This window comes from Streptomyces longwoodensis (assembly GCF_001514125.1).
In the GTDB taxonomy this organism is placed as follows: Bacteria; Actinomycetota; Actinomycetes; order Streptomycetales; family Streptomycetaceae; genus Streptomyces; species Streptomyces longwoodensis.
Map to the genome: position 1 here is coordinate 259,509 of NZ_KQ948555.1, position 22,999 is coordinate 282,507.

17 protein-coding genes and 1 pseudogene are annotated in these 22,999 nt (G+C 72.2%); 8 read left to right on the forward strand and 10 right to left on the reverse strand.

The genetic code is table 11. From position 1 onward, the window contains the following. Positions 1 to 21 precede the first annotated feature (21 nt). Positions 22 to 1,089, reverse strand: a complete 1,068-nt coding sequence (locus AQJ30_RS21030) for a LacI family DNA-binding transcriptional regulator (RefSeq protein ID WP_067236312.1) — start codon at positions 1,087 to 1,089, stop codon at positions 22 to 24. Positions 1,090 to 1,438: 349 nt separating this feature from the next. Here AQJ30_RS21030 and AQJ30_RS21035 point away from each other — a divergent pair, with 349 nt between their 5' ends. Genes AQJ30_RS21035 through AQJ30_RS21045 form a run of 3 tightly spaced genes read left to right on the forward strand, consistent with a single transcriptional unit; the run spans position 1,439 to position 4,577 of the window. Then, positions 1,439 to 2,590 (forward strand): Gfo/Idh/MocA family protein, encoded by a 1,152-nt coding sequence (locus AQJ30_RS21035; RefSeq protein ID WP_067236315.1) that lies wholly within the window; start codon positions 1,439 to 1,441, stop codon positions 2,588 to 2,590. Beyond that, positions 2,587 to 3,738, forward strand: coding sequence for a dihydrodipicolinate synthase family protein (locus tag AQJ30_RS21040; protein WP_067236317.1), 1,152 nt, complete (start codon positions 2,587 to 2,589; stop codon positions 3,736 to 3,738). Before AQJ30_RS21035 ends, AQJ30_RS21040 begins: the two co-directional genes overlap by 4 nt. A 38-nt stretch (positions 3,739 to 3,776) precedes the next feature. Continuing rightward, positions 3,777 to 4,577: a sugar phosphate isomerase/epimerase family protein gene (locus AQJ30_RS21045; RefSeq protein WP_067236593.1), complete on the forward strand. Its 801-nt coding sequence runs from the start codon at positions 3,777 to 3,779 to the stop codon at positions 4,575 to 4,577. 270 nt (positions 4,578 to 4,847) lie between these two features. Here AQJ30_RS21045 and rbsD read toward each other — a convergent pair whose 3' ends face one another. From rbsD to AQJ30_RS21075, 6 genes and pseudogenes are all read right to left on the reverse strand, one after another. Further along, a complete protein-coding gene (rbsD, locus tag AQJ30_RS21050) occupies positions 4,848 to 5,237 on the reverse strand; it encodes a D-ribose pyranase (RefSeq protein WP_067236319.1) in 390 nt (129 codons plus the stop codon). Further along, positions 5,234 to 6,157, reverse strand: coding sequence for a ribokinase (rbsK, locus tag AQJ30_RS21055; RefSeq protein ID WP_067236323.1), 924 nt, complete (start codon positions 6,155 to 6,157; stop codon positions 5,234 to 5,236). Before rbsK ends, rbsD begins: the two co-directional genes overlap by 4 nt. 139 nt (positions 6,158 to 6,296) lie before the next feature. Next, positions 6,297 to 8,240, reverse strand: a complete 1,944-nt coding sequence (locus AQJ30_RS21060) for an ABC transporter permease/substrate-binding protein (protein WP_067236325.1) — start codon at positions 8,238 to 8,240, stop codon at positions 6,297 to 6,299. Further along, on the reverse strand, positions 8,230 to 9,849 hold the full coding sequence (locus AQJ30_RS21065; protein ID WP_079084178.1) for a sugar ABC transporter ATP-binding protein: 1,620 nt from the start codon (positions 9,847 to 9,849) through the stop codon (positions 8,230 to 8,232). The genes AQJ30_RS21060 and AQJ30_RS21065 overlap by 11 nt, the downstream gene beginning before the upstream one ends. After that, positions 9,846 to 10,874 carry a LacI family DNA-binding transcriptional regulator gene (locus AQJ30_RS21070; RefSeq protein WP_067236327.1) on the reverse strand — a complete coding sequence of 343 codons (1,029 nt, stop codon included), beginning with the start codon at positions 10,872 to 10,874 and terminating at the stop codon, positions 9,846 to 9,848. Before AQJ30_RS21070 ends, AQJ30_RS21065 begins: the two co-directional genes overlap by 4 nt. A gap of 101 nt (positions 10,875 to 10,975) precedes the next feature. Further along, positions 10,976 to 11,430, reverse strand: a pseudogene (locus AQJ30_RS21075) (ATP-binding protein). A 203-nt stretch (positions 11,431 to 11,633) separates the two neighbouring features. On the opposite strand from AQJ30_RS21075, the gene AQJ30_RS21080 reads away from it, so the two are divergent. From AQJ30_RS21080 to AQJ30_RS21095, 4 genes are all read left to right on the forward strand, one after another. Further along, complete coding sequence (locus AQJ30_RS21080; protein WP_067236330.1) at positions 11,634 to 12,470, forward strand: helix-turn-helix domain-containing protein; 837 nt, start codon at positions 11,634 to 11,636, stop codon at positions 12,468 to 12,470. A gap of 8 nt (positions 12,471 to 12,478) precedes the next feature. Beyond that, positions 12,479 to 12,667 (forward strand): DUF397 domain-containing protein, encoded by a 189-nt coding sequence (locus AQJ30_RS21085; RefSeq protein WP_067236333.1) that lies wholly within the window; start codon positions 12,479 to 12,481, stop codon positions 12,665 to 12,667. 38 nt (positions 12,668 to 12,705) lie between these two features. Further along, positions 12,706 to 14,955, forward strand: a complete 2,250-nt coding sequence (gene recD2, locus AQJ30_RS21090) for an SF1B family DNA helicase RecD2 (RefSeq protein WP_067236335.1) — start codon at positions 12,706 to 12,708, stop codon at positions 14,953 to 14,955. Positions 14,956 to 15,198: 243 nt separating this feature from the next. Next, the gene (locus tag AQJ30_RS21095) at positions 15,199 to 16,488 is read left to right on the forward strand and encodes a citrate synthase (protein ID WP_067236337.1); all 1,290 of its coding nucleotides are present in this window, start codon (positions 15,199 to 15,201) and stop codon (positions 16,486 to 16,488) included. Between the two features lie 543 nt (positions 16,489 to 17,031). On the opposite strand, the gene AQJ30_RS21100 is transcribed toward AQJ30_RS21095, so the two are convergent. The 3 genes from AQJ30_RS21100 to AQJ30_RS21110 form a co-directional block, all read right to left on the reverse strand. Continuing rightward, positions 17,032 to 19,284: a heavy metal translocating P-type ATPase gene (locus tag AQJ30_RS21100; protein WP_067236339.1), complete on the reverse strand. Its 2,253-nt coding sequence runs from the start codon at positions 19,282 to 19,284 to the stop codon at positions 17,032 to 17,034. Positions 19,285 to 19,403: 119 nt separating this feature from the next. After that, complete coding sequence (locus tag AQJ30_RS21105; protein ID WP_067236342.1) at positions 19,404 to 19,643, reverse strand: heavy-metal-associated domain-containing protein; 240 nt, start codon at positions 19,641 to 19,643, stop codon at positions 19,404 to 19,406. A 229-nt stretch (positions 19,644 to 19,872) separates the two neighbouring features. Next, the gene (locus AQJ30_RS21110) at positions 19,873 to 20,577 is read right to left on the reverse strand and encodes a TetR/AcrR family transcriptional regulator (protein ID WP_067236344.1); all 705 of its coding nucleotides are present in this window, start codon (positions 20,575 to 20,577) and stop codon (positions 19,873 to 19,875) included. A 130-nt stretch (positions 20,578 to 20,707) separates the two neighbouring features. On the opposite strand from AQJ30_RS21110, the gene AQJ30_RS21115 reads away from it, so the two are divergent. Then, entirely contained in the window at positions 20,708 to 22,987 is a 2,280-nt protein-coding gene (locus tag AQJ30_RS21115; RefSeq protein WP_079084174.1) for an MMPL family transporter, read from the forward strand. Positions 22,988 to 22,999 lie beyond the last annotated feature (12 nt).

The following is a 22,999-nucleotide window of genomic DNA, read 5'->3' on the forward strand; positions in this document are numbered from 1 at the left end:
CCACGGAAACGAACGCCCGCACTAACCCCGCGGCACCCCGGAGGACTCTCGCGGCACCCCGGAGGATCCCCGCACCATCAGCTCCCCCCGGACCATCGCGATCCCCCCGGGCGGCGGCTCCTCCCGCCCCATGGCGATCCGCCCCGCCCGCGCCCCCGCCTCCGCCAGCGGCAACCGCACCGTCGTCAGCGACGGCACCGCGTCGACGCTGAACGGCAGGTCGTCGAACCCGGCGACCGACACGTCCTCCGGGATCCGCCGCCCCGACTCCCGCAGCGCCGCGCACGCCCCGAGCGCGACGGAGTCGTTCGCGGCGACCACGGCCGTGAGCGTCGGGTCGCGCCGCAGCAGCTCCAGCGTGGCCTCGTAGCCCGCGCGCCGGTCGTAGGGGCCGTGCACGGTCCAGCGCGGGTCCTCCTCGATGCCGGCCGCGGCGAGGGCGGCCCGGTGGCCCTCGAGCCGGTGCCGGGTGGTGGTGCGTTCCTCGGGGCCGGCGATGTAGCCGAGCCGGCGGTGGCCGAGCCGGATGAGGTGCTCGGTGAGTTCGCGGCCGCCGCCGCGGTTGTCGAAGGTCAGCGCGACCGCGTCGGTGTCCGGCGCGGGCGGCCGCCCGCACAGCACGATCCTCGTCCCGGCGTCGGCGAGCTTGCGCAGCTTGGCCGCGACGGCCGCGGCGTGGGGCTGGTCCTCCACGGCGCCGCCGGTGAGCACCACGGCGGCCGCCCGCTGGCGCTGGAGCAGGGTCAGGTAGGTGAGTTCGCGTTCCGGTGACCCGCCGGTGTTGCAGACCACCGCGAGCCGTTCGCCGCCGGCCCGGCCGCCGGGCCCGCCGATCTCGGACTGGATCGCGCCGGCCATGATCCCGAAGAACGGGTCGGCGATGTCGTTGACCAGGATGCCCACCAGGTCGGAGGTGGCCGCGGCGAGGGCGCTGGCGGGGCCGTTGAGGACGTAGTCGAGCTCGTCGACGGCGCGCAGCACCCGTTCGCGGGTGGAGGCGGCCACGGGGTAGTTCCCGTTCAGCACGCGCGACACCGTCGCGGGGGAGACCTGGGCGCGGGCCGCCACGTCCGCCAGGGTCACCGTCATCTCGTCGTCCTCCGGTCGCGCATCTGGTCGTACGGGGTCCTACGGATCCCTGAGGGGTGTCCCGTGGGTACGGACACGCCCTCGTAGACAGGCCGCGCGGCGATCGGGTTCCGCGCGTGTGGAACCAGACCCTACGACCGTCGGCCCCCGTTGTTCGCCCCCTCGAACAACTCGGCTCGGACACGGTCTTGTCCGGAGCGCCGTGCGGGGGCTAGCTTCTCCTCGAATAGAAAGCGCTTGCTGCAGTGCTGATCAGGACGGGGCGTACGCGGCGCGCACGCCTGCGGACGACTCCCGAGACCGCGTACGACGGCGGACGACCGCGTACGACTCCGACGAAGGGACCGACGTGACACGCAAGACGGTGCGGATCGCCATGAACGGCGTGACCGGGCGCATGGGCTACCGCCAGCACCTGGTCCGCTCCTTGCTGGCCCTGCGCGACCAGGGCGGGCTCGCCCTCGGCGACGGCACCGTGCTGTGGCCGGAGCCGGTCCTGGTCGGCCGTCGCGCACCCGCGCTGAAGGCGCTCGCCGAACAGCACGGCCTGGAGCACTGGACCACCGACCTGGACGCGGTCCTCGCCGACCCGGCCGTCGACATCTACTTCGACGCCCAGGTGACCTCGGCCCGCGAGGAGGCCCTCCGGAAGGCGATCGCGGCGGGCAAGCACGTCTACACCGAGAAGCCGACCGCCACCGGTCTGGACGGCGCCCTGGAGCTGGCCCGGCTCGCCGCGGCGGCCGGCGTCAAGCACGGCGTGGTGCAGGACAAGATCTTCCTGCCCGGGTTGCTGAAGCTGAAGCGGCTGATCGACGGCGGCTTCTTCGGCCGGATCCTGTCCGTGCGGGGCGAGTTCGGCTACTGGGTCTTCGAGGGCGACTGGCAGGAGGCCCAGCGCCCGTCGTGGAACTACCGCGCCGAGGACGGCGGCGGCATCGTCGTCGACATGTTCCCCCACTGGGAGTACGTGCTGCACGAGCTGTTCGGCCGGGTGCGGTCCGTGCAGGCGCTCGCCACCACCCACGTCCCGCAGCGCTGGGACGAGAACGGCAAGCCCTACGACGCCACCGCCGACGACGCCGCCTACGGCATCTTCGAGCTGGAGGGCGGCGTGGTCGCCCAGATCAACTCCTCCTGGGCGGTGCGCGTGAACCGCGACGAACTGGTCGAGTTCCAGGTCGACGGCACCGAGGGCTCCGCGGTGGCCGGCCTGCGCACCTGCCGGGTCCAGCACCGCTCGGCCACGCCGAAGCCGGTGTGGAACCCCGACGTCCCCGCCACCGAGGTGTTCCGCGACCAGTGGCAGGAGGTCCCGGACAACGGGGAGTTCGACAACGGCTTCAAGGCCCAGTGGGAGCTGTTCCTCAAGCACGTCCACGCCGACGCCCCCTACCACTGGGACCTGCTCGCCGGCGCCCGCGGCGTCCAGCTCGCCGAGCTGGGCCTGCGGTCCTCGGCGGAGGGCCGCCGCCTCGACGTACCGGAGATCCAGCTGTGACGATCCGACTTCCCGGCGCGCAGGGCGCGTTGCGCGTGTACGAACCCCGCGCCGAGCCCCTCGCGGTGACGGCCGGCACCCCCTTCACCTCCCGTACGGTCTTCTCGGCGGCGCACGTCGTGGCGGACCCGTTCGCCGACACGACGCCGGACGGGCCCGCGGCCGTGGACTGGGAGGCGACGCTCGCCTTCCGCCGCCACCTGTGGTCCCACGGGCTGGGCGTCGCCGAGGCGATGGACACCGCGCAGCGCGGCATGGGCCTGGACTGGGCGGGCGCGGCGGAGCTGATCCGCCGTTCGGCGGCCGAGGCGCGGGCGGTGGGCGGCCGCATCGCCTGCGGGGCCGGCACCGACCAGCTCGCGGCCGGCACCCCGGCCGAGGTGCGGGCGGCGTACGAGGAACAGCTCGCGGTCGTGGAGGAGTCGGGCGCGCAGGCGATCCTGATGGCCTCGCGCGCCCTGTGCGCGGCCGCGTCCGGCCCCGACGACTACCTGGAGGTCTACGGCCACCTCCTGCGCCAGGCCGCCGAGCCGGTGGTCCTGCACTGGCTGGGCCCGATGTTCGACCCGGCACTGGAGGGCTACTGGGGCACGTCCGACCTGGACGCGGCGACGGAGGTGTTCCTGGAGGTGATCGCCGCGCACCCGGACAAGGTGGACGGCGTCAAGGTGTCGCTGCTGGACGCCGGTCGCGAGGTGGCCCTGCGCCGCAGGCTCCCCGACGGCGTGCGCTGCTACACCGGCGACGACTTCCACTACCCCGAGCTGATCGCGGGCGACGAACGGGGCTTCAGCCACGCCCTGCTCGGCGTCTTCGACCCGCTGGGTCCGCTGGCGGCGCAGGCGGTACGGGTGCTGGACACGGGTGACGTGACGGGCTTCCGCGCCCTCCTCGACCCCACGGTCGCGCTCTCCCGCCACCTGTTCCGGGCCCCCACCCGCTTCTACAAGACGGGCGTGGTCCTCCTCGCCTGGCTCGCGGGCCACCAGGCGCACTTCACCATGGTGGGCGGCCTGCAGTCGGCCCGCTCCCTGCCGCACCTGGCCCGCGCTTACGAACTCGCCGACGGCCTGGGCCTGTTCCCCGACCCGAAGCTCGCGGAGGACCGCATGAAGACCCTCCTCTCCCTCCACGGGGTGGACCAGTGAACGCCGCCGGGGACCTGTCCCGCTTCTCCGTCAACCAGATGACGGTCCGACAACTGTCCCTGCCCGCCCTGGTGGACGCCTGCCTCGACCTGGGCGTCCCCGGGGTCGGCCTGTGGCGCGAGCCCGTGCGGTCCCACGGCGTGGAGGCGACGGCCAAGCTGGTGCGCGAGGCCGGCCTGACCGTGACCACCCTCTGCCGGGGCGGCTTCCTCACGGCGACCGACCCGCGGGAGCGGGCGGAGGCCATCACCGACAACCGCCGGGCCGTGGAGGAGGCGGCGGCCCTCGGCACCCGGGTGCTGGTCCTGGTCTCGGGCGGTCTCCCGGCCGGCTCCAAGGACCTGCACGGCGCCCGCGAACGCGTCGCGGACGCCTTGGCCGTCCTCGGTCCCTACGCCGAACAGCACGGTGTGCGCCTGGCGATCGAGCCCCTGCACCCCATGTTCGCCGCGGACCGCTGCGTGGTCTCGACCCTCACCCAGGCCCTCGACCTCGCGGAACGCTTCCCCGCCCACCAGGTGGGCGTCACCGTCGACACCTACCACCTCTGGTGGGACGACACGGCCCCCGCCCAGATCGCCCGCGCGGGCGCCCAGCACCGCATCCACACGTTCCAGGTCGCCGACTGGACCACCCCCCTCCCCGAGGGCGTCCTCAACGGCCGCGGCCAACTCGGCGACGGCACGATCGACTTCCCCACCTGGCGACACCACGTCGACTCCGCCGGCTACACGGGCCCGATCGAGGCCGAACTCTTCAACGAGAACCTGTGGTCGAGGGACGGCCACGAGGTCCTGAGGGAAACGGCGGAGCGCTTCGTGACCCACGTACTCGGGTGACGGCCGTCCCGGTGGACGTGGCTCCGAGGAGTCCGGCGCTCATTCCCAGAAGCCCCACTCCCACCCCCAACTGATCACTTCCGAACACCCCCGAAAATCTTCGAACCCCGTGCAACCCACCCCCCACCCCCACGTGTCGTACAGGGCATCAGGACTTCTGGAGGGGGATCCGGGGGGATCGCAGGGGGTTCTGATCGATGGGGGGAACAGGAGGGGCCCGGTCGACGGACCGGGCCCCTCCCACGTGTGCGCCGGGGGTCAGAAGTAGATTCAGAAGAAGACCCCGCAGCGGAGCAGGACGTTGGCGTACGGACGGGCCTCGCCCGTGCGGACCACCAGGCGGGAGCGGTGGGAGAGGTGTTTCAGGTCGTCGTGGGGGACGTAGGCCAGGTCCGGGAAGTGGCGGGAGAGCAGGGCCGCCGCGGCCGGGTTCGCGTCGCGGACCTCCGTCGCCGCCGTCGCGCCCTCCACCACCAGCTCCGCCAGCAGCCCCTCCACGACCTCCGCGAACGACGGCACCCCGGCCCGGAAGGCGAGGTCCACCACGCGCGGCCCGTCCGGCACCGGCATGCCCGCGTCGCAGACCAGCACCCCGTCGCCGTGGCCCAGTTCGGCCAGCGCGCCCGCGAGGTGGCGGTTCAGGATGCCCGCCTTCTTCACGCGGCACCGCCTCCCCGCAACGCCTCGACCTCGTCCGCCGTCGGGAACGACTCCTGCGCGCCCCGCCGGGTCACCGCCACCGCCCCGACCCGCGCCGCACAGGCCGCCGCCTCCGCCAACGACGCCCCCGCCCCCAGCCGCCACGCCAGCGCCGCCGTGAAGGAGTCACCCGCGCCGGTCGTGTCCACCGCGTCCACCGCCACCGCCTCGACCCGGACCACGCCCTCGGACGACGCCACCAGCGCCCCGCCCGCGCCCAGCGTCACCACCACCGACCGCGGCCCCTTCGCCAGCAGCAGCCGCGCCCAGTCCTCGGGTCCGGACGCCACCTCGTAGGCCTCGCCCAGCAGCACCTTCGCCTCGTGCTCGTTGACGATCAGCGGGTCGCAGGCCGCCAGCACCTCGGTGTCCAGCGGCCGCGGCGGCGACGGGTTCAGCACGAACCGCGTGTCCGGCGGCAGGATCCGTACGACCTCCTCCACCGTCTCCACGGGGATCTCCAACTGCGCCGACACCACCCGGGAGGCGTGGAAGAGGCTCGTCGCCGCCCGCACGTCCCGGGGAGTGAGCCGGGCGTTGGCGCCGGGGGAGACCACGATGCTGTTGTCGCCCGACGGGTCGACCGTGATCAGCGCGACGCCCGTCGGCGCCCCGCCCACCAGCACACCCACCGTGTCGACCCCGGCCGCCCGCTGCGACTCCAGCAGCAGCCGGCCGTACGCGTCGTCGCCGACCCGCGCCAGCAGCGCCGTACGGGCACCGAGCCGCGCCGCCGCCACCGCCTGGTTGGCGCCCTTGCCGCCCGGGTGGACGGCCAGGTCGGAGCCGAGCACCGTCTCCCCGGCCCCCGGCCGGCGCTCGACGCCGATCACCAGGTCGGCGTTGGCCGACCCCACGACCAGCAGGTCGTAGTCGTACATGAGAGAACTCCCCTGGAACCTCGGAACCCTGGAACCCTGAAGAAGCGGACCGGGCGGACGGCCCCCGCGAGGGTGACCGCCCGCCCACTCAGCCGTGTCGGCTCACCTGTGTCGGCTCACCTGTGTCGGCTCACCCGTGTCAGCCGTGGAAGCCGGCCACGTTCTCCTTCGTGACCACCTTCACCGGCACCTTCACCGTCGCGGGCACCTCCTTGCCGTCCAGCGCCCGCAGCGCGTTGTCCACGGCGATCCGGCCCAGCTGGGACGGCTGCTGCGCCACCGACGCGTACAGCGTGCCCTGTTCAACGGCCTTGAGGCCGTCCGGGGTTCCGTCGAAGCCGACGACCTGCACCGACTTCCCGGCCTTCGCCCCGAGCGCCTTGACCGCGCCGAGCGCCATCTCGTCGTTGGCGGCGATCACGCCCTGCACGTCCGGGTGGGCCTGGAGCAGGTTCGACATCACGTCGAGGCCCTTGGTGCGGTCGAAGTCGGCCGGCTGCTGGGCCACCACCTGGATGCCCGGGTAGGCCTTCAGACCCTTGGCGAAGCCCTCGGCGCGCTCGCGGGCGGCGGAGGTGCCGGCCTGGCCCTGGAGGATCACGATCCTGCCGTGCCCGCCCAGCTTCTCCGCGACGGTCTTGGCGGCCAGTTCGCCGCCGGCCACGTTGTCCGACGCCACCAGCGCGTCCACGTCCGCCTTGTTGACGCCGCGGTCCACCGCGACGACGGGGATCCCCGCCTTGTCCGCCGCCCGTACGGACGGACCCGCCGCGTCGGAGTCCACCGGGTTGACGATGATCGCGCCCAGGCCGGAACTGGTGAAGTTCTGGAGTTGGTTGGCCTGCTGCGAGGCGTCGTTCTGGGCGTCGGTGACCGTCAGGTCCACGCCCCGCTCCTTCGCCTCGGCCTGCGCGCCGGAGCGGATCTGCACGAAGAACGGGTTGTTCAGCGTCGACAGCGACAGGCCGACCTTCGGGTTCGCCGACGACGAGGAGCCGTCGTGCAGGAAGGACGTCGCCCCGACGACCGCCACCGTGACGACCGCGGCCAGCGCGTACGTCGCCGTCTGCCGGCCCTTGCCGCCGGGGCTGTGGGTGGGCGTGGCGCCCGCCTTGCGGCGCACCGTGTCCAGCAGCACCGCCAGCGCGATGACCACGCCGATCACGACCTGCTGCCAGAAGGCGGACACCGACAGCAGGTTGAGGCCGTTGCGCAGCACCGCGAGGATCAGCGCGCCGATCAGCGTGCCGGACGCCTTGCCGGTGCCGCCCGCCAGGGAGGCGCCGCCGATGACGACGGCGGCGATGGCGTCGAGCTCGTAGCCGTCGGCGGCCTGCGGCTGCGCGGACGACAGCCGCGCGGCGAGCACGACGCCCGCGGCGGCCGCGAACACGCCGGACAGGGCGTAGATGGCGAGCTTCTGCTTCTTCACCCGCAGCCCGGACAGCCGCGCGGCCTCCTCGTTGCCGCCGATGGCGTACATCGAGCGGCCGATGTAGGTGCGGCCGAGCACGAAGGCCGCGATCAGACCCATGACCACCATGACCAGCACCGGTACCGGCAGCCAGCCGCCGAGCGTGTCACCGAGGTGCGAGACCGAGTCGGGGAAGGCGATCGGGGAGCCCTCGGAGATCACCAGCGACAGACCGCGGCCCACCGACAGCAGGGCGAGCGTGGCGATGAACGGCGGCAGCTTGCCGTACGCGATGAGGAAGCCGTTCACCAGCCCGCACACGATGCCCGTGGCCAGCGCCAGTACGACGGCGAGGGCGACGGGCACGCCGTGCGAGGTGGCGCTCCAGGCGAGGACGGTGGCCGATAGGGCCGCCACCGAGCCGACCGACAGGTCGATCCCCGCGGAGACGATCACGAAGGTCACGCCGAAGGCGAGGATGGCGGTCACGGCCGCCTGGACACCGACGTTGAGCAGGTTGTCGGTGGTGAGGAAGTCGCCCGACAGCGCCGACATGGCGATGACGAGGACGATCAGCGCGGTGAGGGCGCCGTTGTCGAGCAGCAGGCGGCGCACGGCCGCGGCGCCGCCGGCGCCCGCGGTGCCGCCCTTGAGCGTGTCAGTGGCCACGAGCGGCCTCCTTGTCGGTCGGGTCGGTCGGGTCGGTGGACCTGGTGGGGTCGGTCGGGTTGGTGGACCCGGCGGGATCGGCGGGGTCGGTCGAGGTGCCGGTGGAGCTGCCGGTGGCGCCGGCGGAGCCGACGGCGAGGGCCATCACGGAGTCCTGGGTGGCCTCGTCGGCGGACAGCTCGCCCGCGATGCGGCCCTGCGCCATCACCAGCACCCGGTCGCTCATGCCGAGCACCTCCGGCAGGTCGCTGGAGATCATCAGCACCGCGGCGCCGGCGGCCGTCAGCCGGTTGACCAGCTGGTAGATCTCGACCTTGGCGCCGACGTCGATGCCGCGCGTCGGCTCGTCGAGGATCAGCACGCGCGTGTCGGCCAGCAGCCACTTGCCGATGACGACCTTCTGCTGGTTGCCGCCGGACAGGGTGCGCACCTGCTGGCCGAGGCCCGCCATGCGCACGCCGAGCTGGTGCGCGATGCGCTCCGCGGCCTCGTGCTGCCCCTTGCGGTCGACGAGCCCCGCGCGCGTGGCGGCCCGCAGGGTGACCAGGCCGAGGTTCTCCTCGACGGTCTGGTCCAGCACGAGGCCCTGGCCCTTGCGGTCCTCGGGCACCAGCCCGACCCCGGCCGCCAGGGCCGCGTTCACGTCGTGCCGGCGCAGCGCCCGGCCTCCGACGCGCACGGTGCCCCGGTCGTACGGGTCGGCGCCGAAGACCGCGCGGACCACCTCGGTGCGTCCCGCGCCGACCAGTCCGGCGATGCCGACGACCTCACCGGCGTGCACCTCGAAGCTGACGTCGTGGAAGACGCCGTCCCGGGTGAGGCCCTCGACGCTGAGCAGCGCGGGGCCCCGGTCGGGCCGTTCGCGCGGGTACTGCTGCTCGATCGAGCGGCCCACCATGAGCCGGACCAGCTCGTCCTCGGGCGTGGAGGCGGGCACCTGACCGACGCTGCGGCCGTCGCGGATGACGGTGACGCGGTCGCCGAGGGCGGCGATCTCCTCCAGGTGGTGGGTGATGAAGACGATGCCGACGCCGTCCGCGCGCAGACTGCGCACGATCGCGAAGAGCTTGTCGACCTCCTCGGAGGTCAGCACGGCGGTCGGCTCGTCCATGATGAGCACGCGCGCGTTGAGGCTCAGCGCTTTGGCGATCTCCACCATCTGGAGCCGGGCGATGCCGAGTTCGCGCACGCGTGCGCGGGGCGACACGGTCAGGCCGACCCGCCGCAGCAGCACCTCGGCGTCGGCCTCCATGCGCCTGCGGTCGATCATGCCGAAGCGGCGCGGCTGGCGGCCCAGGAAGATGTTCTCGGCGACCGTCAGGTCGGGCACCAGGTTGAACTCCTGGTAGATGGTGGCGATGCCGAGGCGCTCGGCGTCCTGCGCGCCGTGGATGCGCACCTCCCGGCCGTCGGCCAGGATGCGGCCGGCGTCGGGGCGGTGGGCGCCGGAGAGCATCTTGATCAGGGTGCTCTTGCCGGCGCCGTTCTCACCGAGCAGCACGTGCACCTCGCCGCGGCGCAGGTCGAAGTCGACGCCGTCGAGCGCGACCACGCCGGGGAAGGTCTTCCGCAGGCCCTCGATGCGCAGCAACGCGTCCGGGTTGCTCACGACTGGCTCCTGTTCGTTGCGGTCGGAGTGGCCGGCGGCGCGCCGCACGAGCGCCGTACGACGAGCCGGGCGGGCAGGGTGACGGACTCGCCGGGCCGGCCCTCGATGCGGTCCACGAGCGCCCGTACGGCGGCCCGGCCCAGCTCGTCGGTCGGCTGGGCGATGGCGGTGACCGGCGGGTCGGTGTGCACGAACCACCGGATGTCGTCGAACGCGGCCAGCGCCAGGTCGTCCGGCACGCGCAGCCCACGCGCGCGTACGGCGTCCAGGGCGCCCAGCGCCATCAGGTTGTCGGCCGCGAAGACGACCTCGGGCGGCTCGGGCAGGTCGAGGAAGCCCTCGGTGACCCGCCGGCCGCTCTCGGCCTGGAAGTCGCCCTGGCCGATGTAGGCGTCGGGCAGGGGGAGCCCGTGCGCGGCGAGCGCCGCGCGGAACGCCTCCACGCGCTCGCTGCCGGTGGTGGTGGCCGCCGGGCCCGCGATGATGGCGAGCCTGCGGTGGCCGAGGCCGTACAGGTGGGCGACGAGGTCGCGCACGGCCGCGCGGCCGTCGGCGCGCACGACGGGCACGTCCACGCCGGGGATCCAGCGGTCGACGAACACCATCGGTGTGCCCGCGCGCGCGGCGTCCAGCATCAGTGGGGAGCCGCCGTCGGTGGGGGAGACCAGCAGCCCGTCGATGCGCCGGTCCAGCAGGGTCCGTACGTGGTGGTCCTGGAGGTCGGGCCGCTCGTCGGCGTTGCCGATGATCACGCTGTAGCCGAGGGCGCGGGCCTCTTCCTCGACCGCGCGGGCCAGCTCGGTGAAGTAAGGGTTCAGCACGTCGCTGATGACCAGGCCGAGGGTGCGGGTCTGGTCGGTGCGCAGCGACCGGGCGACCGCGTTGGGCCGGTAGCCCAGCGCCCGGACGGCGGCCAGCACGCGCGTGCGGGCGTCCTCGCTGACCGACGGATGGTCGTTCAGGACCCGCGACACCGTGGCGACGGACACCCCCGCCTCGGCGGCGACGTCCTTGATGCTCGCCATCGCCCCACCACCTCCTCGTGGCTCGAACGGCACGCCGTGGAATCGATTACATCGACGTGTACGGAGGATTGGAATCGATTACACGCCGGTTAATCAAGCCCTCAACCAGATGTCGAGACCGGATCGTGATCCGTCAGGCCGGGGTCGAGCTGACACCAGACGTACTTGCCGCGGGCCCCGAACCGGGCTGACGGCTGCCAGCCCCAGAGGTCCGCGCAGGCCGTGACGAGTCCCAGTCCCCGGCCGTCCTCCTGGAGCAGGTTCCGGTCCTGCCCTTGGTCAGCGGTCGCGATGGGCCGGGGGGTGCCGGGTCGGTGTCCCAGGCCGCGATCCACACCGCGCCGTCCCGGGTGCGCCGCACCCTGAGGGCGGCCGGCCCGGTGGTGTGGCGTACGGCGTTGGACACCAACTCCGCGGCCAGGAGTTCGGCCGTGTCCGCGAGGCCGATCAGGCCGTGCAGGGTGAGGATCAGGCGCAGGGTGCGACGGCACACGGTCACGGCTCTCACGTCGTTGGGGATGGAGAGGGCGTAGTCCCAGGTCTCGTTCTCGGGCATGCGGGATCAACTCCGTGGGATGGGTGGGGGGGGTGCGGGCACGGTGGCGTCGCCGCGGGCGTCGTGGCAGGACGGCGCGGTGCACTTCCTGTGCGTGTGCGCTTCGTGACCGACGGTAGGGCTAATGATTTATACAGTGCAAGCCGATCGCGTAATCTGACACCCGGACGAATCGCGCCCACGGGCGCGTTGGGAGGTGAGAGGTGCCGCTGAGGAACGAGCCGACGGCGCGTCAGCTGCGACTGGCCGTCGAGTTGCGCAGGCTCCGCGATGCGGCCGGTCTCACGTCGCGCGAAGCGGCTGACCTGCTCGGGGTGACTCCTCCGGTCATCAGCCAGATCGAGTCCGGTATCGCGGGTGTGAGTGAGAAGAGATTGCGCCGCCTGGCAACTCACTACGCCTGTGCGGACGAGGAGTTCATCGGTGCCTTGGTGGCCATGGCGACCGACCGGACGCGCGGCTGGTGGGAGGAGTACCGGCGCCGCCTGCCCACGTCGTTCCTGGATCTCGCGGAACTGGAGCACCACGCCCGGTTCCTGCGGGAAGTGGCGATCCTCTACGTGCCGGGCCTGTTGCAGACGGAGGACTACGCGCGGGCGGTCTTCTCCTCAAGGGTGCCGGAACTGACCGGGGAGGAGCTGGAACTCCGCGTACGCCACCGGCTGCACCGGCAGCGGCTCACCGTTCCGTACGACGTGGTGATCCACGAAGCGGCCCTGCGCATCCGGGTGAGCGACCGCGCGGCTGCCAGGGCGCAACTCGTCAGGATCCTGGAGGCTTCGGAGACGGACCACGTCAGCGTCCGCGTCGTCCCGTTCGACCTGGACGGTTTCGCCGGTGCCGCGAGCGCCATGACGTACGCGGGCGGCGTCGTGCCGAAGCTGGACACCGTCGTACGCGACGGTCCACATGGTGCTGCGTTCATCGACTCCACAGCCCAACTCGGTGCTTGTCGAACGCTCTTCCATAAGGTTGAGGCCGCGTCGCTCGACCCCGAGCGCTCGCGCGACTTCATCAACCGGCTGGCGAAGGAGCTGTGAGGCGATCCATGGACACGAATTGGCGGAAGTCGTCCTACTCCGGACCTGGCGACGGCGACGCCTGCGTGGAGATAGCCACCACCCCCACCCACACCGCCGTCCGTGACTCCAAGGACCCCACCCGCGCCGTCCTCTCCTTCCCCACCGCCTCCTTCGCCGCCTTCCTGCGCGCCCTCCCCCCGCTCGCCCCCCGGTAGGCCTCCGCCCTGTCACACCCCCCGAGTACCGTCGGACCATGGCTCAGGAGGGGACCCCCGGCGGGGAGCGGCGGCTCGCCACGCTCGAAGGCGTGCTCGAGCGCATCACCTACGCCAACGAGGAGAACGGCTACACCGTCGCCCGCGTCGACACCGGCCGCGGCGCCGGTGACCTGCTCACCGTCGTCGGCGCGCTGCTCGGCGCCCAGGTCGGTGAGTCGCTGCGGATGGAGGGCCGCTGGGGCTCCCACCCGCAGTACGGCAAGCAGTTCCTGGTGGAGAACTACACGACGCTGCTGCCGGCCACCGTCCAGGGCATCCGCCGCTACCTGGGGTCGGGCCTGGTCAAGGGCATCGGGCCGGTCTTCGCCGACCGCATCACCCAGCACTTCGGGCTGGACACGCTGAAGATCATCGAGGAGGAGCCCAAGCGGCTGATCGAAGTCCCCGGGCTCGGCCCCAAGCGGACCAGGAAGATCGCCGACGCCTGGGAGGAACAGAAGGCGATCAAGGAGGTCATGCTCTTCCTGCAGACCGTCGAGGTCTCCACCTCCATCGCCGTGCGCATCTACAAGAAGTACGGCGACGCCTCCATCTCGGTGGTGAAGAACCAGCCGTACCGGCTCGCCTCCGACGTCTGGGGCATCGGCTTCCTGACCGCCGACAAGATCGCCCAGTCGGTCGGCATCCCGCACGACAGCCCGGAGCGCGTCAAGGCGGGCCTGCAGTACGCCCTGTCCCAGTCGGCCGACCAGGGCCACTGCTACCTGCCCGAGGAGCGGCTGATCGCCGACGCGGTGAAGCTGCTCGGCGTGGACACCGGGCTGGTCATCGAGTGCCTGGCGGAGCTGGCCGGGCCGGCCGAGGACGGCGAGGACCCGGGCGTGGTCCGCGAGAAGGTGCCGGACCCGGCCGGCGGCGATCCGGTCACCGCCGTGTACCTGGTCCCCTTCCACCGCGCCGAACTCTCCCTGTCCGCCCAGCTGCTGCGCCTGCTGCGCACCGGCGAGGACCGGATGCCGGGCTTCCGGGACGTCGCCTGGGACCGGGCGCTGACCTGGCTGAAGGGGCGCACGGGCGCGGAGCTCGCCCCGGAGCAGGAGGCCGCCGTGAAGCTGGCGCTCAGCGAGAAGGTGGCGGTGCTGACCGGCGGCCCGGGCTGCGGCAAGTCCTTCACCGTGCGCTCGATCGTGGAGCTGGCCCGCGCCAAGAAGGCGAAGGTGCTGCTGGCCGCGCCCACGGGCCGCGCCGCCAAGCGGCTGGCCGAGCTGACGGGCGCGGAGGCGTCCACCGTGCACCGCCTGCTGGAGCTCAAGCCCGGCGGCGACGCGGCGTACGACCGGGACCGGCCGCTGGACGCCGACCTGGTGGTGGTCGACGAGGCGTCCATGCTGGACCTGCTGCTCGCCAACAAGCTGGTCAAGGCCGTCCCGCCGGGCGCCCACCTGCTGTTCGTGGGGGACGTGGACCAGCTGCCCAGCGTGGGCGCGGGGGAGGTGCTGCGGGACCTGCTGGCCGAGGGGAGTCCCGTGCCCGCGGTGCGCCTCACGCGCGTGTTCCGCCAGGCCCAGCAGTCCGGCGTGGTCACCAACGCCCACCGGATCAACGCCGGGCAGCACCCGGTCACCGACGGCATGAAGGACTTCTTCCTCTTCGTCGAGGACGACACGGAGGCGGCCGGCCGGCTCACCGTGGACGTCGCCGCCCGGCGCCTGCCGGCCCGGTTCGGACTGGACCCGCGCCGGGACGTGCAGGTGCTCGCGCCGATGCACCGCGGCCCCGCGGGCGCGGGCACGCTCAACGGGCTGCTCCAGCAGGCCATCACCCCGGGCCGCCCGGAGCTGCCCGAGAAGCGGTTCGGCGGGCGGGTCTTCCGCGTCGGCGACAAGGTCACCCAGATCCGCAACAACTACGACAAGGGCGAGAACGGCGTCTTCAACGGCACCGTCGGCGTGGTCACCTCGCTCGACCCGGTCGACCAGCGCCTGACGGTGCTGACCGACGAGGACGAGGAGGTGCCGTACGACTTCGACGAGCTCGACGAGCTGGCCCACGCCTACGCGGTGACCATCCACCGCTCGCAGGGCAGTGAATATCCCGCGGTGGTGATCCCGGTCACCACGGGCGCGTGGATGATGCTCCAGCGCAACCTGCTCTACACGGCGGTGACGCGCGCCAAGAAGCTGGTGGTGCTGGTCGGTTCGCGCAAGGCGATCGGTCAGGCGGTGCGCACGGTGTCGGCCGGCCGGCGCTGCACGGCCCTCGATTTCCGCCTGTCGGGCGCCTGACCGGCGGATCTTCTGTGCCGTCCCGGAGACGGCGCAAAAAAATGATCGATCAAACGAGTCGCAAAGGTCACAGAGCACTTCCCCCAGCGGGACCGAGGCGGCAGGATGAGCAAGTTGGCGGCACTGAGTGCCGTCGATAAGCCCAATGGTCGACCCCGAGTGCACTCTCCTGCGCCAAATGGGGGATGGTAGAGACAGTCAGGGCAACCTCGAAGATGAGGCACAACGTCGGTGAGGGAAGACGTGAGCGACAACTCTGTAGTACTGCGGTACGGCGACGACGAGTACACCTACCCGGTGATCGACAGCACCGTCGGTGACAAGGGCTTCGACATCGGGAAGCTGCGCGCCCAGACCGGTCTGGTGACCCTGGACAGCGGGTACGGCAACACCGCCGCCTACAAATCCGCCATCACCTACCTGGACGGCGAGCAGGGCATCCTCCGCTACCGCGGCTACCCGATCGAGCAGCTGGCCGAGCGCTCCACCTTCCTGGAGGTCGCCTACCTGCTGATCAACGGCGAGCTCCCGACGGTCGACGAGCTCTCCTCGTTCAAGAACGAGATCACGCAGCACACCCTGCTGCACGAGGACGTCAAGAACTTCTACAAGGGCTTCCCGCGCGACGCCCACCCGATGGCCATGCTGTCGTCGGTCGTCTCGGCGCTCTCGACGTTCTACCAGGACAGCCACAACCCGTTCGACGAGAAGCAGCGCAACCTCTCGACGATCCGCCTGCTCGCCAAGCTCCCGACGATCGCGGCCTACGCGTACAAGAAGTCGATCGGTCACCCGTTCGTCTACCCGCGCAACGACCTGGGCTACGTCGAGAACTTCCTGCGCATGACCTTCTCGGTCCCGGCGCAGGAGTACGACCTCGACCCGGTCGTCGTCTCCGCCCTCGACAAGCTGCTCATCCTGCACGCCGACCACGAGCAGAACTGTTCGACCTCGACGGTCCGCCTGGTGGGCTCGTCGCAGGCCAACATGTTCGCCTCGATCTCGGCCGGCATCAACGCGCTCTGGGGACCGCTGCACGGCGGTGCCAACCAGTCCGTGCTGGAGATGCTCGAGGGCATCCGCGACGCGGGCGGCGACGTCGACTCCTTCATCCGCAAGGTGAAGAACAAGGAGGACGGCGTCCGTCTGATGGGCTTCGGCCACCGGGTCTACAAGAACTTCGACCCGCGCGCCAAGATCATCAAGGCGGCGGCGCACGACGTCCTCTCCGCGCTCGGCAAGTCCGACGAGCTGCTGGACATCGCGCTGAAGCTGGAGGAGCACGCGCTCTCCGACGACTACTTCGTCTCGCGCAGCCTCTACCCGAACGTCGACTTCTACACCGGCCTGATCTACCGGGCCATGGGCTTCCCGACCGAGATGTTCACGGTCCTGTTCGCCCTCGGCCGGCTGCCGGGCTGGATCGCCCAGTGGCACGAGATGATCAAGGAGCCGGGTTCCCGCATCGGCCGCCCGCGCCAGATCTACACGGGCGTGGTGGAGCGCGACTTCGTTCCGGTCGAGGAGCGCTGAGCCGCACCGCGGTCCGACCCGGACAGCAGAAGGCGCCCTGTGCCGCCGGTCCCCCCACGGGCCGACGACCAGGGCGCCTTCCCATGTCCCGGTGCGGATTCCCCCCACGGGATCCGGCCGGGCGTTCGTGGAGACACAGCGCCTGAATCGCTGGTTGAACTGGTTGAGCTGGTTGAGCAAAACGAGCAGAACTCGCCGTACTGCGGGTATGCGGTTGTGGTCGATCGGTGATGCGGTGTGCGGTCTGCCGGGACAGCGCACGCTGGGAGGGCCGCTCAAAGCTTCCCGGTGTACGTGCCCCGGCAACGCACCTCTGGAGAAGTCCCCCAAGACATCCCCAGATGCCAGTCCGCGCCCCCCAAGACGCTTTCTGACATCGCCAACTTAGACCTTCGAACCCCTTCGATGGTTACGTTCGCATCACTGTGATCTGTGTCTCTTGCATATGTCCGTTACCTGCGCAAGGGCCCGATACAGCGATCGGCACCCCCGGCGTAAGGATGATGCGCGAGCCTTGTGAAGAGCTTATGTGAGTCCCGCGCCTCAACGGAAGGCCCGTAGACGGAGGCTGTTGCTCACCACGAAGACCGACGAGAAGGCCATCGCGGCCCCCGCGATCATCGGATTGAGCAGTCCGAGCGCGGCCAGCGGCAGCGCTGCCACGTTGTATCCGAACGCCCACACGAGATTGCCCTTGATCGTGGCCAGCGTCCGCCGCGAGAGCCGGATCGCGTCGGCGGCGACGCGCAGGTCGCCGCGGACCAGGGTGAGGTCGCCGGCCTCGATCGCCGCGTCGGTGCCGGTGCCGAGGGCGAGTCCGAGGTCGGCCCGGGCGAGTGCGGCCGCGTCGTTGACGCCGTCGCCGACCATGGCGACGGTGCGTCCCTCGTCCTGCAGCTTCCGTACGACGGCGACCTTGTCCTCGGGGAGGACCTCGGCGATCACCTCGTCGATGCCGACCTCGGCGGCCACGGCCTCGGCGACGGCGCGGTGGTCGCCGGTGAGCAGCACGGGCGTGAGGCCGAGCGCGCGCAGCCGCCGTACCGCCTCCACGCTGGTGTCCTTCACCGCGTCCGCGACCGCGAGCACCCCGCGCGCGTGCCCGTCCCAGCCGACCACCACGGCCGTACGGCCGTCCCGCTGGGCCTGGTCGCGGACGCGGGCCAGGTCGTCCGGCAGGGTGGCGAAGAGCCGCCCGACGGCGACCTCGCGGCCCTCCACGCGCCCGCGCACGCCGCGTCCGGGCACGTTCTCGAACTGCTCCACCGGGGGCAGCTCACCGGCCCGTTCGAGGGCGCGGGCGGCGACCGCGCGGGCGACCGGGTGCTCGGAGGCGTGCTCCAGGGCGCCCGCGAGCCGCAGCAGCTCCTTCTCGTCGGTGCCCTCGGCGGCGTACACCTCCTGGAGCGTCATCCGGCCGGTGGTGACGGTGCCCGTCTTGTCGAGGACGACCGTGTCCACGCGCCGGGTCGACTCCAGCACCTCGGGGCCCTTGATGAGGATGCCGAGCTGTGCGCCGCGCCCGGTGCCGACCATGAGCGCGGTCGGCGTGGCGAGGCCCAGGGCGCACGGGCAGGCGATGATCAGCACCGCGACGGCCGCGGTGAACGCGGCGACGGTGTCGCCGGTGACGCCCAGCCAGCCGCCGAAGGTGGCGGCCGCGATCAGCAGCACCACGGGGACGAACACCCCGGCGACCCGGTCGGCCAGCCGCTGCACCTCGGCCTTGCCGTTCTGCGCCTCCTCGACGAGTACGGCCATCCGGGCCAGCCGCGTGTCGGCGCCGATCCGGGTGGCCTCGACGACCAGCCGGCCGCCGGTGTTCACGGTGGCCCCGGTGACGGCGTCGCCCGGCCCCACGTCCACGGGCACCGACTCGCCGGTCAGCATCGACGCGTCGACGGCGCCCGCGCCCTCCACGACCGTCCCGTCGGTCGCGATCTTCTCCCCGGGCCGGACGACGAACCGGTCCCCGACCGCCAGCCGGTCCACCGGGACGCGCGTCTCCCGTCCGTCCCGCAGGACGGCCACGTCCTTGGCGCCCAGCTCCATCAGCGCCCGCAGGGCCGCGCCCGCCCGCCGCTTGGAACGGGCCTCCAGGTACCGGCCGAGCAGGATGAACGCGGTGACGCCGGCGGCGACCTCCAGGTACAGCGTGGAGGCGCCGTCCGCGCGCGAGACGGTCAGCCGGAACGGGTGCCGCATCCCCGGCATGCCCGCGTCCCCCAGGAACAGCGCCCACAGCGACCAGCCGAACGCGGCGAGCGTGCCGACCGAGACCAGCGTGTCCATGGTGGAGGCGCCGTGCCGCAGGTTCGTCCAGGCGGCCCGGTGGAACGGCAGGCCGCCCCAGACGACCACGGGGGCGGCGAGGGTCAGCGAGAGCCACTGCCAGTTGTCGAACTGCAGGGCGGGCACCATCGCGAACAGCACCACGGGCGCGGCGAGCAGCGCGCTGACGACCAGGCGCCCGCGCAGCGCGGTCAGCTCCGGGTCGGCGTCCGGCGCGTCCGCGCTCCCGTCGGCCCGCGGTTCCTGGCGCACCGGCTCCTCGGCGGTGTAGCCGGTCTTCACCACGGTCGCTATCAGGTCGGCGACCTCGACGCCCTCCGGGTACGACACCCGCGCCTTCTCCGTCGCGTAGTTGACGGTGGCGGTGACGCCCTCCATGCGGTTGAGCTTCTTCTCGACGCGGGCCGCGCAGGAGGCGCAGGTCATCCCGCCGATGAGCAGCTCGACCTCCGCCGTGCGCGCGGTGGGGGGCGTCGCGGCGGTGGGCGTCGTGGTGCTGGACATGTCCGTACTCCGAGACTCCGGGACTCCGGGGATGCGCCGGGTGGTCGAACGCCCGACGGGCCGTACGCAACCAGTGTGGTCCGGTCGGTACGGCCCGTGCGGCGGGGGTCGGCGCCGGGTCAGGCGCGGCCGGCGAGCTCGAAGCCGGCCTCGTCGACGGCGGCGCGCACGGCCTCCTCGTCGAGCGGGGCGGCGGACACGACGGTGACCTCACCGGTCGAGGCGACGGCCTTGACCGAGCTGACGCCGGGGAGCTGGGAGATCTCGCCGGAGACGGCACCCTCGCAGTGGCCGCAGCTCATGCCGTTCACCTGGTAGACGGTGGTGACGGTACCGGGGGTGTCGGTGTGGGCGGTCATGTCGTTACTCCTCGTCGAGGCGCGGGTGGTGCGGGGGACCCGTGGGGGCTCCTCCTACTTCCCGAGGTTATACCCCCTGGGGGTATTTCTCCAAGATGGTTCGGCCGGGTGGGCGGGTCGCCGTTCGGTGTGCCGTGGTGCGGGTGCCCGGGCCGGGTGCCCGGGAAAGCTGCCCCTTGTCAGGTGCCCGGGAAAGCTGCCCCTTGTCAGGTGCCGGTCGGGTGCCGGGTCAGGCGCCGGCGCGGGCGGGTGTGCCGAGCCGGGCGCCGGCGAGGGGTTCGAGGTAGCGGACCAGGGCGTTCTTCAGCTCCCGTACGTACGCCTCGCGCTCGGCGCCCTCGTGTCCCAGGACCAGCTCCAGGCCTGCCTTGTACATGCCGAGGCACATCCGGGCGGTGCGGGTCAGGTCGGCGGGGTCGGCGGTCGCGGGCAGCAGGGAGGACAGCAGGTCCGTGATGCGGGCGAGCAGCGTGGCGTGCAGGGCGTCGTGCTCCTCGCTGATCCGGCCCGGGATGTCGGGGCCGTGCATCAGCGCGAAGAACACCGGGTGGTCGCAGTTGAAGGCGATGAACCGGTCGACCGCCGCACCGACCGCCTCCTCCACCGGGGTCGCCGGGTCCACCGGTGCGAGCGCCTCGCCGTACGTCTCGCGCATCTCGTGCATCAGCCGGTCGCCCAGCTCGATCGCGATCGCTTCCTTGTTCGGGAAGAACTGGTAGAGCGTGCCCGGCGAGACGCCCGCCTCACGGGCGATGGCGTTGGTGCTGGCGGCCGTGTAGCCGGTGGTGCAGAAGACGTGCGCGGCGGCTTCGAGCAACTGGGCGATGCGGCGCTCGCCGCGGGCCTGGCGGCGGCGCGGCTGCTCCTTCTCCTGGGCCTGTTCCTGGCGGTCGGACCCGGGTGCGTCGGGTGCGAGCTCCTGGTTGTCGGGCACGAGTGATCCCCAGCTCTCCGAATGTCATTGACAAACGCGAGTGGTCGCTCGCATTCTGGTTCCGGATGAAACGCGAGCGATCTCTCGTGTTTGCTGCTTCATGGTGCCATGGTGAAGGGGACACCGCCTGATGACCGAAGTCAAGAAGCCCCCGCGGGCCCGGGGCTGGACGCGTCTCGTGACCGCCCGTCCACGGCTGTCGCTGCTGGCCGCGCTGGTGCTGACGGTGCTCGCCGTCCTGGCGGGCAGCGGCGTCGCCGACCGCCTCGGCAGCGGCGGCTGGGAGGACCCGGACGCCCAGTCCACCTACGCCACCAAGGCCCTGGAGCGCGCGTTCCCGGCCTCCCAGCCGAACCTGCTGCTCCTCGTCGACGCCGGCAGCGCCTCCGTGGACGACCCGCGGGTCGCCGTCGAGGCCGACCGGCTCACCGCCCGGCTGGCCGCCGAGCCGGGTGTCGTGGGCGTCGGCTCGTACTGGCGCGCCGACTCCGCGGCCGCCGCCGGCCTGCGCGCCGAGGACGGCCACGAGGCGCTGATCGCCGCCCGCATCACCGGCGACGAGAAGACCATGGGGGAGACCCTCGACCGCATCGCCCCCGCCTACCGCGGCGACCACGGCCCGGTGACGGTGAAGGTCGGCGGCATGGTCGCCGTGCGGCACGAGATGCAGACGATCATCCGGGAGGACCTCACCCGCGCCGAGATGATCGCCCTGCCGATCACCCTGGTCCTGCTGGTCATGGTGTTCGGCAGCGCGATCGCCGCCCTGCTGCCGCTCGGCATCGGCATCGTCGCCATCCTCGGCACCAACGCCGTCCTCAGCGGTCTCGCGGAGTTCACCGACGTCTCGATCTTCGCGATGAACCTCACCACGGCCCTGGGCCTGGGCCTCGCCATCGACTACGCCCTGTTCATCGTCCGCCGCTTCCGCGAGGAACTGGCCGGACACGGCGATCCGCTGCGGGCCGTCGCCACCACCCTGCGCACCGCCGGGCGCACGGTGCTCTTCTCCGCCCTCACCGTCGCCGTCTCCCTGGCCGCGATGCTGGTCTTCCCGCAGTACTTCCTGCGCTCCTTCGCCTACGCCGGCATCGCCGTGGTCTCGCTGGCCGCCGCGGCCGCCCTGGTGCTGCTCCCGGCGGCGCTGGTCCTGCTCGGCCACCGGGTGAACTCCCTGGACCTGCGCCGGGTGCTGCGCCGCGGCCGTCCCGCGAAGGCGCCCGGCGAGGAGGGCACGGCCTGGGCGCAGGCCGCCACCCTGGTCATGCGCCGCGCCCCGCTCTTCGCCGTCGCCACCACCACCGTGCTCATCGTCCTCGGACTGCCCTTCCTGGGCGTGAAGTTCGGCACCGCCGACGACCGCCAGCTGCCCGGCTCCGCCGAGTCGCACGTCGTGCAGCAGCACATCCGGGACGACTTCCCGGGCAGCCCTGGCGGCGGCCTCGAGGTCCTCGCCGAGGGGAAGGCGACGTCCGCGCAGTACGCGGCCTACAAACAGCGCGTGGAGCGCCTGCCCGAGGTGACCCGGGTCGAGGGCCCCCTGGTCGACGGCGACACCGCCTACTTCACGGTCCAGCCCCGGGGTGAGGCGGTCGACGACGCCGCCCAACGGCTGGTCGGCGACCTGCGCGCCACCGATGCGCCCTTCTCCACCAAGGTGACCGGCACCGCGGCCGTCCTGGTCGACTCCAAGCACGCGATAGCCGAGCGCCTGCCCTGGGCGGCCGCCTTCATCACGACCGTCACCCTGCTGCTGGTCTTCCTGCTCACCGGGAGCGTGCTGATACCCCTGCAGGCGGTGCTGCTCAACGCGCTCAGTCTCACGGCGATGTTCGGCGCGGTGGTCTGGGTCTTCCAGGACGGCCACCTGTCCGGCGCCCTGGGCTTCACCAGCCCCGGCTCCATCGAGACCACCCTGCCGGTGCTGATGTTCTGCGTGGCCTTCGGCCTCTCCATGGACTACGGCGTGTTCCTGCTCTCCCGCATCAAGGAGGAGTACGACCGCACCGGGGACCACACGGGGTCGGTGCGCCTGGGCCTCCAGCGCACGGGCGGCCTGATCACCGCAGCGGCGGTGATCCTGGCGGTGGTGATGGTCGCCATCGGCACCTCCCGGGTCACCAACACCAAGATGCTCGGCCTGGGCATCGCCCTCGCGGTCCTCATGGACGCGATGGTGGTCCGCAGCCTCCTGGTCCCGGCGATCATGCGCCTCACCGGACGGGCCACGTGGTGGGCCCCGGCCCCCCTGCGCCGCTTCCACACCCGCTTCGGCCTCAGCGAGGCGGAACCGGGGGAGACCCGGACGGGCGGCTCCGCCGGGCCGGCCGGGCCGACGGCCGGGAGCGCGGGGACCGACGGCACGGCCGGGACCGCCGAGGAACGGGACCCGGTGAGCACCGGCGGCTGACCGCCCGGGCCC